Source organism: Bacillus mycoides, assembly GCF_001757995.1.
Lineage (GTDB): Bacteria > Bacillota > Bacilli > Bacillales > Bacillaceae_G > Bacillus_A > Bacillus_A mycoides_B.
On record NZ_LXLV01000023.1, the window covers coordinates 178,005 to 192,287 of the forward strand.

The 14,283-nt window shown below is 34.0% G+C and carries 14 protein-coding genes and 2 pseudogenes; 13 read left to right on the plus strand and 3 right to left on the minus strand.

Features of this window, described 5'->3' with window-relative positions; genetic code table 11:
* Nucleotides 1-290 precede the first annotated feature (290 nt).
* Nucleotides 291-1,310: an AI-2E family transporter gene (locus BWGOE10_RS09055; protein ID WP_070141836.1), complete on the plus strand. Its 1,020-nt coding sequence runs from the start codon at nt 291-293 to the stop codon at nt 1,308-1,310.
* 46 nt (nt 1,311-1,356) lie between these two features.
* On the opposite strand, the gene BWGOE10_RS09060 is transcribed toward BWGOE10_RS09055, so the two are convergent.
* Together BWGOE10_RS09060 and BWGOE10_RS09065 are read right to left on the minus strand one after the other, a co-directional pair.
* Complete coding sequence (locus tag BWGOE10_RS09060) at nt 1,357-1,641, minus strand: YesK family protein (RefSeq protein ID WP_070141837.1); 285 nt, start codon at nt 1,639-1,641, stop codon at nt 1,357-1,359.
* 112 nt (nt 1,642-1,753) lie between these two features.
* A complete protein-coding gene (locus tag BWGOE10_RS09065; protein ID WP_070141839.1) occupies nt 1,754-2,698 on the minus strand; it encodes an L-lactate dehydrogenase in 945 nt (314 codons plus the stop codon).
* A 200-nt stretch (nt 2,699-2,898) separates the two neighbouring features.
* On the opposite strand from BWGOE10_RS09065, the gene BWGOE10_RS09070 reads away from it, so the two are divergent.
* From BWGOE10_RS09070 to BWGOE10_RS09100, 7 genes are all read left to right on the plus strand, one after another.
* The gene (locus BWGOE10_RS09070) at nt 2,899-4,335 is read left to right on the plus strand and encodes a flavin monoamine oxidase family protein (protein ID WP_070141841.1); all 1,437 of its coding nucleotides are present in this window, start codon (nt 2,899-2,901) and stop codon (nt 4,333-4,335) included.
* Between the two features lie 117 nt (nt 4,336-4,452).
* Nucleotides 4,453-5,370, plus strand: a complete 918-nt coding sequence (locus BWGOE10_RS09075) for a CobW family GTP-binding protein (protein WP_171903104.1) — start codon at nt 4,453-4,455, stop codon at nt 5,368-5,370.
* Between the two features lie 298 nt (nt 5,371-5,668).
* Nucleotides 5,669-6,886, plus strand: coding sequence for a substrate-binding domain-containing protein (locus tag BWGOE10_RS09080; RefSeq protein ID WP_070141842.1), 1,218 nt, complete (start codon nt 5,669-5,671; stop codon nt 6,884-6,886).
* 91 nt (nt 6,887-6,977) lie between these two features.
* Nucleotides 6,978-7,751 carry an ABC transporter ATP-binding protein gene (locus tag BWGOE10_RS09085; RefSeq protein ID WP_070141844.1) on the plus strand — a complete coding sequence of 258 codons (774 nt, stop codon included), beginning with the start codon at nt 6,978-6,980 and terminating at the stop codon, nt 7,749-7,751.
* Nucleotides 7,729-8,433 (plus strand): ABC transporter ATP-binding protein, encoded by a 705-nt coding sequence (locus tag BWGOE10_RS09090; protein ID WP_070141846.1) that lies wholly within the window; start codon nt 7,729-7,731, stop codon nt 8,431-8,433. Before BWGOE10_RS09085 ends, BWGOE10_RS09090 begins: the two co-directional genes overlap by 23 nt.
* Before the next feature lie 22 nt (nt 8,434-8,455).
* Nucleotides 8,456-9,316, plus strand: a complete 861-nt coding sequence (locus tag BWGOE10_RS09095) for a branched-chain amino acid ABC transporter permease (RefSeq protein WP_002200862.1) — start codon at nt 8,456-8,458, stop codon at nt 9,314-9,316.
* A 49-nt stretch (nt 9,317-9,365) separates the two neighbouring features.
* On the plus strand, nt 9,366-10,319 hold the full coding sequence (locus tag BWGOE10_RS09100; RefSeq protein WP_070141954.1) for a branched-chain amino acid ABC transporter permease: 954 nt from the start codon (nt 9,366-9,368) through the stop codon (nt 10,317-10,319).
* Between the two features lie 138 nt (nt 10,320-10,457).
* Here BWGOE10_RS09100 and BWGOE10_RS09105 read toward each other — a convergent pair whose 3' ends face one another.
* Complete coding sequence (locus tag BWGOE10_RS09105; protein WP_070141848.1) at nt 10,458-11,246, minus strand: LysR family transcriptional regulator; 789 nt, start codon at nt 11,244-11,246, stop codon at nt 10,458-10,460.
* 120 nt (nt 11,247-11,366) lie between these two features.
* Here BWGOE10_RS09105 and BWGOE10_RS09110 point away from each other — a divergent pair, with 120 nt between their 5' ends.
* The 5 genes and pseudogenes from BWGOE10_RS09110 to BWGOE10_RS09130 all read left to right on the plus strand — a co-directional run bounded on the left by BWGOE10_RS09110 (nt 11,367) and on the right by BWGOE10_RS09130 (nt 14,281).
* Nucleotides 11,367-11,915, plus strand: coding sequence for a DUF4865 family protein (locus BWGOE10_RS09110; RefSeq protein ID WP_070141850.1), 549 nt, complete (start codon nt 11,367-11,369; stop codon nt 11,913-11,915).
* Between the two features lie 41 nt (nt 11,916-11,956).
* Nucleotides 11,957-12,360 (plus strand): annotated as a pseudogene (locus tag BWGOE10_RS09115) (tautomerase family protein).
* 7 nt (nt 12,361-12,367) lie between these two features.
* Nucleotides 12,368-12,697, plus strand: a complete 330-nt coding sequence (locus tag BWGOE10_RS09120) for a carboxymuconolactone decarboxylase family protein (protein ID WP_070141956.1) — start codon at nt 12,368-12,370, stop codon at nt 12,695-12,697.
* 144 nt (nt 12,698-12,841) lie between these two features.
* Nucleotides 12,842-13,285, plus strand: coding sequence for a MarR family winged helix-turn-helix transcriptional regulator (locus tag BWGOE10_RS09125; protein WP_002148721.1), 444 nt, complete (start codon nt 12,842-12,844; stop codon nt 13,283-13,285).
* 54 nt (nt 13,286-13,339) lie between these two features.
* Nucleotides 13,340-14,281: pseudogene (locus BWGOE10_RS09130) on the plus strand (ring-cleaving dioxygenase).
* The last annotated feature ends 2 nt before the right edge of the window (nt 14,282-14,283 follow it).

Genomic DNA, 14,283 nt, shown 5'->3' on the forward strand with positions numbered 1-14,283 from the left:
CTAGAGAGAGTTAAGTAATAGATAACTCTCTTTTTTCAATATGAAAAATCTACTAAGGAGCAATTTTTAGAGTGGAGGAAACAACATGAAAAAATGGGTAAAGGTAACGTAGGATATGCGTATGAACAAAAGTCTAAAAATAGACGTTCTCCTAAAATATAGAGATGAAAAATCCGACATTAAAAAAGAAAAAAAGGATTCTTTCCAATTAGTAAGAAAGATTGTCTATAGAAGTTCATAAAATGTAATATATTCAATTTCCATCCATTGAAGGGGGAGGTTAATTTTTAATGAATGAAGTGAAAAATTTCTTTCGAAGTAGAGGGTTTCAACGGTTTCTCGTTTTAATAATATTAGTGCTTGTATTATATGGATTAAAAAGTATGATTAATTTAATATTAATTACGTTTATTCTCACATTTTTGATGGATCGATTTCAAAAGTTTATTTCAAAAAAATTGAAAGTAAATAGGAAAGTGGTTATTGCTGGTTTATATATTATATTAGTGTCGTTTATTGTTACAACGTTATATAAATATTTGCCTGTACTAACGATACAAATTTCACAATTAATTTATCAATTTAAATTGTTTTTTCAAAACCCACCTGATAATGAAATGATTAGGTATGTACTTTCAACAATTAATGGAATGGAAGTATCGAAATATATCGAACAAGGTGTAGATGTCATTTATCAATCGATAGCAAATATAGGAAAAGTCAGTATACAAATACTACTTTCTCTTATTTTAAGCTTATTTTTCTTATTAGAAAAAGAACGCATTATAGCATTTACTTCGAAATTTAAAGATAGTAAGCTGAAAATTTTTTATGAGGAGATTGCATATTTCGGTGAAAGATTTGCAAGATCGTTTGGAAAGGTGATTGAAGCACAGTTTTTAATTGCGGTTGTCAATTGTGTGCTCACTGTAATCGCACTTGTCATTTTAGGATTTCCACAGCTCCTTGTATTAGCTGTCATGGTCTTTCTACTCGGTTTGATTCCAGTTGCTGGTGTTATTATTTCCTTGTTTCCACTTTGTATAATTGCCTATAATGTCGGTGGAGTTATGTATGTTGTATACATACTAGTCTTCATTACAATAATCCATGCTCTTGAAAGTTATTTTTTAAATCCAAAATTTATGTCTGCAAAAACGAATTTACCTGTTTTTTTTACATTTATGATTCTTATCTTTTCAGAACATTTCCTCGGAATATGGGGGCTTATTATCGGGATTCCAATCTTTATCTTTTTATTAGATGTACTTGACGTAAATAATGATGAACCGGTTAAAAATAATAAATGATAGAAAATAACCGATGTTTTCTCTGAGTGAAAACATCGGTTATTTGTTATCTTTTCTTTGGAGGAGGTAGCTTAATAAATTTATTTGCAATTAAAGCTATAATAACAGCAGCAAAAATAAACAATGCAATTACACCAACTCCCATACCTGCCCATCCGCCTATAAGGAAGATACTTATCGGTATTGCTAACAAGCTTAAAATAATTAGAATCAATCCGAGATTCTTATCATATTTTTTAGTTGGAAATAGCGTTCTGATGATTAAGAAGAGGAAAAGTATTAAGGATGCTACAGCTAGCAAGAGGATTGCAATCGTCCAAGAATCATTCATGAAATCACTCCTTTTTATAGATAATATTACCGTTTAAATTGAGGGGGAACTATAAAAATATAAAAAAGCAATCCAATATAAATCGGATTGCTTTTTTGATTGAAAAATATGATTAAAGAACAGGAGCCATTGTTTCTTTCAATACTTGAACAGAGTGATCGAATTTTAATTCTTCTTCTTCACTTAGTTCAACTTCTAAAATTTCACGAACACCGCCGCGGTTTAAAACAGCAGGTACGCCGATATAAACATCTTGTTGGCCGTATTGACCTTCAAGATATGCTGATACAGTTAATACACTGTTTTCATTGTTTAAGATTGCTTTTGTAACACGTAGAAGTGACATGCCGATACCGTAGTATGTAGCACCTTTTCGTTCAATAATGTGGTAAGCTGCATCACGAACGTTTATAAAGATTTCATCTAAATCTTTTTGGTTATGCTTGTTATCTTTTTCAAGGATAGTTTGTAATTTTTGAATACCAATTGATACGTGACTCCACACCGGAAGTTCTGTATCACCGTGCTCTCCGATAATATAAGCATGAATGTTATGAGGTCCAATATCGAAGTACTCACCTAACATATAGCGGAAACGAGCAGAATCAAGAGTTGTACCAGAACCGATTACGCGTTCTTTCGGTAATCCAGATTCTTTCCAAGTTACGTAAGTTAAAATATCTACAGGGTTTGTTGCGATTAAGAAGATACCGTCAAAGCCGCTATCCATAATGCTACGAACAATTTGCTTGAAAATTTTAGCGTTTTTCTCAACTAAATCTAAACGTGTTTCACCTGGCTTTTGTGGTAATCCAGCTGTAATTACAACAAGATCTGCGTCTTTACAATCTTCATAACTACCTTTCCAAACCTTTGTTGGAGCTGGTGCGAAAGGAACGGCATGGCTTAAGTCCATTGCTTCTCCTTCAGCTTTTGCTTCATTTACATCAACTAAAACAAATTCTTCAGCTACAGCTTGGTTAATCATACAGTAAGCATAACTACATCCAACTGCTCCTGTTCCTACTAATACAACACGGTTAATACCTTTTTTCATTTCAAAATTCCTCGCTATTTCATAAATTTTATTATGTAAGATAATACGTCTTACTTCTATAGTTTCATATCTATTTTATTACATTTTATAAAAGATATTCAAGTGATTGAAAATGTATCCACTCAATTACTTGAATGAAACATAGGAATTCTGTTAAACGAATATAATTCAGTAAAATCCTTCGTAAAAGGGGAAGTGGCATGGGGAATCCATTATCGATGGAAAAAATGCTTCAAATTATTCATGAAGGGCTTGCCAAAACGAATAACCCCAAACGGATTACAGTTGCCGGTGCAGGGATATCTGGTTTAGTTGCAGCATCTTTATTAAAAGAAGCTGGGCACGAGGTAACGATTATAGAAGCAAATAACAGAATAGGTGGCAGGGTGTATACGATTCGTGAACCATTTAGTGCAGGGTTATATTTTAACGCAGGTCCTATGCGTATTCCGGATACTCATGATTTAACATTAGCCTATATTCGTAAATTTAAACTACCGTTAAATCTTTTTATTAATAAAACTTCTTCAGATATAATTTATACGAATAACATTAGAACGAGATTGAATATTTTTGAAAATGATCCAAGTGTACTTGGTTTTCCGGCTTTAGAAAAAGAGAGAGGGAAAACGGCAGAAGAATTAATGCTAAAGGTATTAGAACCGATACTTAATTATATTAAGAAAGATCCTAATAAAAACTGGATTGTTGTTGAAAAAAAGTATAAAGCATATTCGCTCGGTTCATTTTTAACCGAGTATTATTCAGATGGAGCAATAGATATGATCGGAGTACTTCTTGATATGGAAGCATACATGGGAATGTCATTAATTGAAGTATTACGTGAAATGATCTTTTTCACTTCAACGACGAAATATTATGAGATAACGGGCGGGATGGATGCATTACCAAATTCATTTTTACCAGAGCTAAAGGATAATATTTTTATGTCTTATAAAGTAGAAAAAATTATACAGGAAGATAATAAAGTAATGATGCAAGTAACACATGAACAAACGTTAAATTCATTTATAGTAACTGGTGACATCGCTATTGTCACAATTCCATTTTCAGCTTTGCGATTTGTAGAAGTCCAGCCATATCATTTATTCTCTTATTATAAAAGGCGGGCGATTCGTGAATTAAATTATATTGCTTCAACTAAAATTGCGATAGAGTTTAAAAGTAGATTTTGGGAAAGAGAAGGACAGTGCGGTGGGAAATCAATTACAGATTTACCTATACGATTTACGTATTATCCGAGCTATGGCATTCATACACAAGGGGCGGCTATCGTTTTAGTGAGTTATACGTGGGCAGATGAGGCATTAACATGGGATAGTCTCTCGAATAGAGAACGTATTCGTTACGCATTAAAAAATTTAGCGCAAATATATGGTAACGTGGTCTATAGTGAGTTTGTAACAGGTGCATCTTTTAGCTGGAGTCAAAACCCATATTCTTGCGGAGCATTTACAGCTTTTGATCCGGGCCAAGAGCTAGAATTATTTCCGTATATTACGCCGCCAGCTGGCAAAGTACATTTTGCAGGTGAGCACACGACATTAACACATGGATGGATGCAAGGAGCAATTGAGTCTGGAGTTAGAGTTGCTCATGAAGTGAATGAAAAATGAAACGATAATCTAGCAGTTTTGTTTACAAATACTGATTCTTTTAATAAAATGATAAGTATAAATCGTAATTATTACGCTTTGAAGAAATTTGAAGTAGAGAAATGGATGGTCGGTCGTATGAGTAAAGTAGAGATTCATATATTAGGTGGTTTTTTAGGTAGCGGAAAATCAACATTGCTGCAAAATTTATTATTAGCAGAAAAGAAGAAAAATCGAAAAGTTGCAGTTTTAATGAATGAAATAGGTGAATACTCGGTAGATACAGATATTATTGGGAAAGAAAACGTTTTAAGAGAACTTCTAAAAGGATGTATTTGTTGTACGTTAAAAGAAGAGCTTGAAATACAATTACATTCTTTATATCAACAAGAAAGGCCAGATGTAATTTATATAGAAACAACAGGCGTCGCACATCCAATTGAAGTGTTAGATGCATGTGTATCACCAATTTTGGCACCTTTCCTTGAAGTGAAATCTATAGTAGTCGTATTAGATGCAGTGAGATGGTTAAACCGAAGTATATTAAGTGCAAATGTACAACAGCTATTACATGAGCAAATGAAATATGGAAGTCATATTCTTATTAATAAATCAGATTTATTAATAGATGAAGATAAAAATAAAGTATTTGAAGATGTAAAAGCAATAAATAATCATGCGAAATTGTTTGAAACAAAGTATTGTAATATATCTTTAAATGATATAGAAGAAGCTGAATTTGCGAGTGGTGGAGAACACGAGACACTTCATGTTAAACAGCATTTACATATACAGACAATGACGTATCAATTTACGAAATCGATTGATCAAGACAAATTATATGAATGGCTTTCGAATTTACCAGATAGTATTTATCGTGTGAAAGGTTTTGTGAAATTCCATGGAGATAAATACCCTCACCTATTCCAATATTCGTTTGGGGTACCGACTTTATTGGAACAAGACTTCGGTTTCCCGACAAACTTGGTAGTAATAGGGGAAGGGTTAGATAAGAAGCAATTGGTTGAAGGATTAGAGAAAGTCGAAAATAATTAATCAGTTTTTCTAATCGTTTTTTTAGGTAAGCTGCAAATAATTGACTTAATGAATTAAGTTAATTATTTGCAGCTTTTTGCGTGAGGATTACTGTAATGAAACAGTAATTTCATTTGAACAACGGAATATATATTGATTGTATGTCCGTTTCCATTTAATAGGAAGGTGATTATAGATTTGTGCCGAATGTAGAGGTTACTACAAGAGTTTTCCATTACCAATTTTAAAGACATGATTACAGACAAGGGAATTTGTCGTGTTTGATTCTATCAGAAAGTAAAGTATGGGGAGGATCACAATGTCGATGAAAAAACGTAAATGGCTAAGAACGGTGGTTACTGGTTGTGTTTTAGGGTCGTTATTAGTAACAGCAGCTTGTTCAGGAAAGAAGACAAGTACAGAAGATGAAAAAACGATTAAGGTAGGGGTTCTTGCTTCGTTAACAGGTCCACTAGAATCGTATGGAAAACAAACGGTAAATGGATTTGAATTAGGGTTAGACTATGCAACTGGTGGAACAGGAAAAGTAGAAGGAAAGAAGATTAAGTTTGTTGTAGAAGATACGGAAACGAAAGCAGATGTAGCGGTTAAGAAGGCTACGAAATTATTAGAAGAAGAGAAAGTTGACTTTTTAGTCGGATCATCTAGTTCAAGTGATACATTAGCAGTTTTACCACTAGCTGAAGAGTATAAAAAGATTATGGTTGTAGAACCGGCAGTTGCTGATAGTATTACCGGGAAGAACTGGAATAAATATATTTTTAGAACAGGAAGAAACTCTTCGCAAGATGCGATTGCTGGGGCTGCCTCAATTGCTAAAAAAGATGTAAAGATTGCGACGTTTGCTCCAGATAATGCTTTCGGTCGTGAAGGAATTGCAGCATTTAAAGCGGGAGCGAAGAAATTAGGTGCGAATATTGTAAACGAGCAATATGCGGATACGAATTCAACTGATTTCACTGCAAATATTCAAAATATTATTAGTTCAAAACCAGATTATTTATTTATCGTTTGGGCAGGTGCGAATTCACCGTGGAAACAGTTGAAAGATATGAATGTGGAAGCGCAAGGTATTAAAATTTCTACTGGTGCACCTGATATACCAGCATTAAAAACGATGGATGCGCTAATAGGGATGCAAGGGTTTTCTGTTTATTATCACTCCCTTCCAAAGAATAAGGTGAACGATTGGTTAGTAGAAGAACATAAAAAACGTTTTAATGGTGCTGTTCCAGATCTGTTTACAGCAGGAGGAATGTCAGCAGCAATTTCTATTGTGGAAGCTTTAAAGAAAACGAAGGGTGATACAGATGTAGATACACTTATTAAGAAAATGGAAGGGATGGAATTTGAGACACCGAAAGGAAAGATGAAATTTAGAGAGAAGGATCATCAAGCATTACAAACTCTATATTCTATAACGCTGAAAAAGCAAGATGGTGTTGATTATCCAGTACCAGTGTTAGAGAGAGAATTAACGATGAAAGAGACCGAACCATCAATTCAGAATAAATAGACTGAATTTTCTGTTGTTTTTTGTATAAAGAGGGGATACCCTCTTTATACTTATTTCTTTCATAAACATGGTTTTCAGTGGGAGGGATTTCATGACACATTTGTTAGAGACGAAAAATCTTTGTGTATCTTTTGGGGATCATCATGTTATTAAGGATGTTAATTTAACGGTACAAAAAGGAAAGCTCATTTCAATTATTGGACCGAATGGTGCTGGAAAGACTACTTTATTTAATTTGCTAAGTGGGCAAATTTCTCCGACGAAAGGTGAAGTTTATTTTAAGGGGCAGGATATTACAAAGCTATCGATTTCAGATCGAACGTGCTTAGGAATTGGTCGTTCTTTTCAGTTGACGAATATTTTCCCAGAGCTTACAGTACTTGAAAATGTACGTTTAAGTGTTCAATCATTCGTTCAAGATTATTATAGTTTCTTTCCGAGTTCAGCTAAGTTAAAGCAGCAAACTGGAGAGGCGAGACGTCTTTTAAAAACAGTACTACTTCACGAGAAAGGAGAAGTATTAGCTAAGGATTTAGCTCACGGGGAAAAAAGAAAGTTAGAGCTTGCTATGTTGTTAGCATTAAAGACAGATGTATTACTACTAGATGAGCCGACGGCAGGTATTTCAGTTGAGGAAGTTCCGGCTATATTACAAGTAATCGAAAATATTAAAAAGAATCCAGAGAGCACAATCGTACTTATCGAACACAAAATGGATATGGTGCTAGATTTGTCAGATCATCTTATCGTTTTATTTCATGGCGAGTTATTGGCTGAAGGATTGCCGGAAGAAATGATGAAAGACGAGCGAGTACAAAGTGCTTATTTAGGGGGATTATATAGTGGCACTACTACAAGTGAATAATATAGAGACGTATTTAGATCAGTTTCATATTTTACAAGGAGTGTCCCTTTCGGTTGAGAAGGGAACGATTACAGTATTGTTTGGAAGAAATGGAGCTGGAAAAACAACAACATTGCGCTCAGTTATGGGGTTTCATCGAATAGCAAATGGAGAAGTTCATTATGATAACACAAAAGTAAATGGATTATCTACACATTTAATTTCCAGAAAAGGTATAGGTTATGTACCAGAAAATCAAGGTATTTTTCATGATTTAACAGTAGAAGAGACATTCGCACTTGCTAGGGGAAAAAATGGGGAAGAAGCTGAAGAGAAGATAGAATGGATGCTCGAACTATTTCCAGATTTAAAGCAATTTTGGTATAAAAAAAGTGGGCTATTAAGTGGGGGACAAAAACAAATGCTGGCAATTTCAAGAGCATTTATTAATAGTGATGGACTATTGCTTATTGATGAGCCGAGTAAAGGGCTGTCTCCAATTATGATAGAAAAATTAATGGTAGCTATTTTGAAAATGAAGGAAAAAACGACTGTTTTACTTGTTGAACAAAATTTTATGATGGCTAGTCAAATCGGTGATTATTTTTACATTATGGATAATGGGCGTATTGTGCATAACGGTTTCATGGAGGAACTGCGAGAGGATAAGGAAACATGTCATAAATATTTAGGTATTTCTTAACATTGATACGGGGGGATAGAACGTGGATGTGCTAATTAATTTATTTGTAAACGGCGTTTCGACAGGGATGCTTATTTTTTTATTAGCGTCGGGTCTATCACTTATTTTTGGTTTAATGAGCGTACTAAATTTTGCGCATGGCGGTTTATTTGCATGGGGAGCATTTACAGGCGTTTGGTTATTTAATATGACAGATAGTTATTTATTAGCGCTAATTGGCGCAGTCGCTATGGGTATGTTTCTCGGTTTCATTTTAGAAAGATTTCTTATTAGACCAGTGTATGGAAACCATGTTCGGCAGCTTCTCGTTACACTCGGAGGAATGCTCGTTCTTAGCGAGTGCATCAAAATATTTTGGGGCCCTAATCCAATTGCTGCAAAATTACCGTTATGGCTTCAAGGAAGTTTTACATTTGGAGGAGTTATCTTAATAAAATATCGCCTATTCGTTATTTTAGTTGGGATACTAATTTACATCGCTTTACTATTGCTGCTGAAAAAAACAAAGGTAGGACTTATGATTCGCGCTGGTGTAATGGATAAAGAGATGGTTCAAGCTCTCGGAATTAACGTAAAAGCGATATTCTCCTTTGTTTTTTTATTAGGAGCAGGGATGGCGGCGTTAGGTGGTTTTCTACTAGCACCATATTCAGGAGTTATTTTCGCTGAGATGGGCATGCAGTATGCAATTTTAGCTTTTATAGTAGTTATTATTGGCGGATTAGGTAGCGTACAAGGTTCAGCGCTAGCATCTTTAATTGTCGGATTAGCCGGTGCTTTTACAGCGTATTATATGCCAGATTTATCGCTTGCAATCAATATGTTAATGTTACTATTTTTCTTAATAGTGAAGCCAACGGGACTCGTTGGTGAAAAGGGGTGACATGGTGAACAGCATATCGAGTCGAATTAAAGTATACTTCGGAGTTTTTATGCTCATTTGTTTAAGTGTATTTCCATTCGTAAATGATTCACGGAGCTTGTTAATTTTGTTCACTCAAATCTTCATCTTTGCTATTTTCGCTATGAGTTTTGATGTTCTCCTTGGATATACGGGTATTGTTTCATTCGGTCATTGTATGTTCTTTGGAATAGGGGCGTATGGGGTGGCACTCTTATTTGATCGGCAAGGGGTGTCTATAATGAACTTTTTTATAGGAATAGCAGCCGCTATTATTATATCAGCCATCGTTAGTTATATAATTGGTATGCTTTCATTACGCTTGAAAAGTCATTTTTATGCAATGTTAACGCTCGCTATTTCTCAGCTGTTTTTTGTACTTGCTGAAAAATGGCGTTCGCTGACTCACGGAGGAGATGGATTTACATTTCGTGTACCAGATATATTCCGTGATCGTTTTACGTATTATTACGTAACACTTATATGTTTAATCAGCATCTTCATTTTGTTACGTCTTTTCACAAAGTCTTCTATTGGAAAAGTATTAAAGGCAATTTCACAAAATGAACAACGTGTTGAAGCGCTTGGATATAAAGTTCTCCATTATAAAATTATCGCAAGTGTAGTGGCAGGAGTAGTAGCGGCAATTAGCGGTGGTTTATTCGTTATCACATTGCGTTTTGTAAATACGACGGTATTTTCAATTGAAATGACGTTAAATGCATTATTGATGACAATGATTGGGGGAGTTGGAACGTTAATCGGAGCTATTGCTGGAGCGGGGATTATTGAATCACTGAAATACTATTTATCAGAACTAGCGACGGAGTATCCGATTTTTGAAAGATGGACGATTATTCTTGGTTTATTGTATATTATCGTGTTACTAGTTTTTCCGAAAGGATTAGTTGGAACGATTAAGAAGTTGAAGAATTTTAAAAGGGGTAAGAAGGAGAAGAGTGCAGGAGTGGAGCAAAACGTGTGAAAAATCGATAGAAGAGAATGCAAGTGGAGTAAGAAAATAAAAATCCCTCCTTTAAGTAAAAGGAGGGATTTTTATTTTCTAGAAAAGTTATAACATATATAATTCGTGAAATTGTTATTTTGTAAAAAAAACATTGTTCTAGTTGAATAGTTCAATTGGAATCTTTTTATCTAACTCTCGATTTGTAAAAAAATGAACAGCTAATTTCTCTATTGGTACATCTTCAATTGGAACTAGTTTATTATTTCTAATTGGTAAAAAAGCTATTCCATTTCCGTCACTAATAAACTCTTCAATAAGCGAATAAGAATCTAACTGTTGAAGTTGATGCTGAGATAGATTGTTTTCTTTTAAAAATTGTATTGTCTTATTTCTAAAAGGACACTTCTTGTCATTACTAACGAAAAAAAGTTCTTTTGAATAGTCAATGGTACACTTTTCTTTCGCTTTTAATAAACCTACAGAAATTGAAGTGGTGAATACTTTTTTAAACGCTGCGTCAGGATAATCCTCATAAGTTATGACCATATCAACTTTTTGTTGCTGTAGTAGTTTTTGTAAATGGCTACTACTTTCTATGTGTATTTGATAATTCCTGAAATTTTCTTTAATACGCATACTTAAATAATTAGTCAAAATAGATTGTGACGTCGCTATTCGGTAAGAAGAGCCGTTCGTTTTAATCTCATTTCTAGCTTCCTCTAATAAATTCAATATTTTATTTGTATATTCTAGCAAAATGTCACCTGAAGGTAGCAGTGAAACCCCTTTGTTATCTCTATGTAGTAAAGGTTGTTCTAATTCTTGTTCTAATTTTTTGATTCGCTCAGTTACATTTGGTTGCACATAACCTAACTCTTTGGCAGCTTTACTGATAGAGCCTTCATTTGCTACGGTTTTAAATATAATAAGATCACTTATTTCCATCCATTTCAACCCCTTACTGGGTATCATTATAAATGATATCAAGCATAATTTATACCTATTTTACACGGATTAAACATCGATTTATCATTATGTATATAATATCGAAAGCGAGTGATAAATATGATTGGGATGCAATATAAGGTCAGTTTGCCAAAAGATTATGATATGGAGATTATTAGAAAAAGGGTGAAAAAGAATGGGTATAAAACAGATGGTTTTCAAGAACTGAAATTTAAGGCCTATTTAATTGCTGAGGCGGGTAAGAATGGGAATTTCTATAATTGTTATGCACCTTTATATATTTGGAATGAGCATGAAGGTATGAACAAATTTATCTTTGAAGGCTATTACGATAATATTTTACAATCGTTTGGATGGCAACAAATAAATATAGGCGTTCCTTTAGTTGTTAATCTAAGTGATGATTTTAAGAAAAGTATATATGTTGTTGAATGTGCAGGAAGTATTTCTCAAAGTAAATCATTAGTTGGGACTCAGTTAAATACAATGAACCAAAAGGTACAAAATACAGAAAAATGTGTAGGGAATGTAGTAGTTTATAATCCAGATAAATGGGGTTATAGTCAATTCAGCTTTTATGAAGAGAAGCCTGAAGTTGAAGCGATGAAGGATGTTACAATATATGAGATTTTACACATTTCACAATAAAATCTTGTTGAATGCTAAAATAAGAAAAGGAATGAGAGTATATGCCTTTTGTGAACGTTTATTATCCTGAAAATACATTAAATAAAGAAGAGTTTAAAAAGATAAGTGAATGTATCCATCTTTCATTAATTGATCATTTTAACATCCCTGAAAATGATTATTTTCAAATGTTTTTATCTTATCAGCCAAACCAATTTTTTTTGATGCATGTTATTTGCTAGAACGAGAAGAAAAGAGAACAGAGAACATAATCCATGTTTCTATTACATGCGGACCGGGAAGAACGATAAAGCAGAAAAGGGATTTGTATCAATCGATATCTTTGGGGATTTCTAGGTGTTTAAATGTGAGAGATGCTGATATTTTTATTACACTAAATGAGACACCTGCTGAAAACTGGTCATTTGGTCAAGGGGTGGCACAACTGGTGAAGATAAAGGGGTAGCAAAATGATGAATGAGCGTATCGAATTTCATGTTCAAAAGGAAATGAGGGAAATCGCACCCGATTTTGTTAATTATAGTGAAAATATTTTATTTGAAGAGGTGTGGCGAGATCCCACTTTAACATTAAGAGAAAGAAGCTTGTGTACAGTTTCTGCACTAATTAGTATTGGTAATACAGAACAATTACCATTTCATCTGCAGTTAGCTAAACAAAATGGAATTAAGGAAAATGAAATAACGGCATTAATAACACATACGGCATTTTATGTTGGGTGGCCTAAAGCTGTCGCTGCTTTAAATATAGTGATAAATTCAATTTCAAGGGTCGAAAAATAATTGTAAGGAAAAAAATCCATTGTAAAATGGATTCTTTCTACTATAGCTTAGAGTTAAGCTTTTTGGGATTAAATATCTTTACTTGCTTTATTATCACTTGAGTGGTAAAGTGATAATGAGATTCACGATAGGAAGTGACAATATATGCGTGAAAATACGATAGGATCGTTAATCTGGTTACGTTTAATACGATTTACGAACCAAAGTAATCAAATGTCAAATGAGTTTTTGAAGCGTTTTGATTTGACGACAGCTCAATTTGATGTACTTATGCAAATACGGATTTATCAGCCACTTACACAAATGGAGTTAGCGGAAAAAGTTACTGTGACGCAAGGTGGTATTTCTAGAATGTTAACACGCCTTGAAAAAGAAGAGTATATAGTACGTAAACAAGATTGGAAAACGAAAATGATTAGCCTTACTGAGAAGGGTGAAGCAGTGTTAGAAAGAGCATTGCCAGAGCAACTTGCATTCCAATCATCTTTTTTTGATGATGTATTAGATGAGGAAGAACAGAAAATACTATACGCGTTAATGACAAAAGTTCATAAGCATAGTGAAAAAAAAGAATTACCACATGAGTAATTTTTTTTACACAATCAATTGACTAATCAAGTGATAATTAGAGGAGGAAATATTATGTATACAATTCCAGGACATCACCACATTTCTATGGTGACTAAAAATGCGAAAACGAATAATAATTTTTATCGAGATGTTTTAGGATTACGCCGAGTGAAAAAGACAGTCAATCAAGATAATTCATTTATGTATCATTTGTTTTATGGCGATTTAACAGGGAGTGCCGGAACTGAATTATCATTTTTTGAGATGCCGAATGTAGGAAGAACAATCCGTGGCACAAATGCAATAACGCAAATAGGTTTGCTCGTACCTTCAATAGAAAGCCTTACATTTTAGAAGAAACGTTTTGAGTCGCTTCAAGTGGCGCATGGAGAAATTACAACTTACGCCAGCCGAGACGCACTGCACTTTGAAGATCCAGATGGCCTACGGTTAGTGCTACTAAATAATAACGGTGAAGAGGTGCCTGAATATTGGACTGCATGGGATGACTCTTCTGTAGAGCAGAATCATCGTATTTTAGGCATGGGAACAGTTGAAATGACAGTACGGAGTTTAAATAAATTATCAAAAACATTAACAGAGTTGTTTAGTTATAAAGAAGTATCTCGTTCAGATAATGAGGGGATTTATCAATCTATTGCTGGTCAATCTTTTGGAGAAATTTTGGTGAAACAGCAAGAGGGAGAGAGTGAAAGACCGGGAAAAGGAAGTATTCATCATTTAGCTATTCGTGTGAAAAATGATGAAGAACTTAGTTATTGGAATGAAGCGGTGAAAGATAAAGGGTTCCAATCAACAGGCATTATCGATCGCTTTTATTTTAAAAGTTTATATTTCCGTGAGTCAAATGGCATTTTATTTGAGATTGCGACGGATGGACCAGGATTTACAGTAGATTCAGCAGTTGAAAAATTAGGAAAAGAACTGGATTTACCACCATTTTTAGAAGAGAGAAGAAAAGAGATTGAAGAGAAATTAATACCACTTGATTAAAA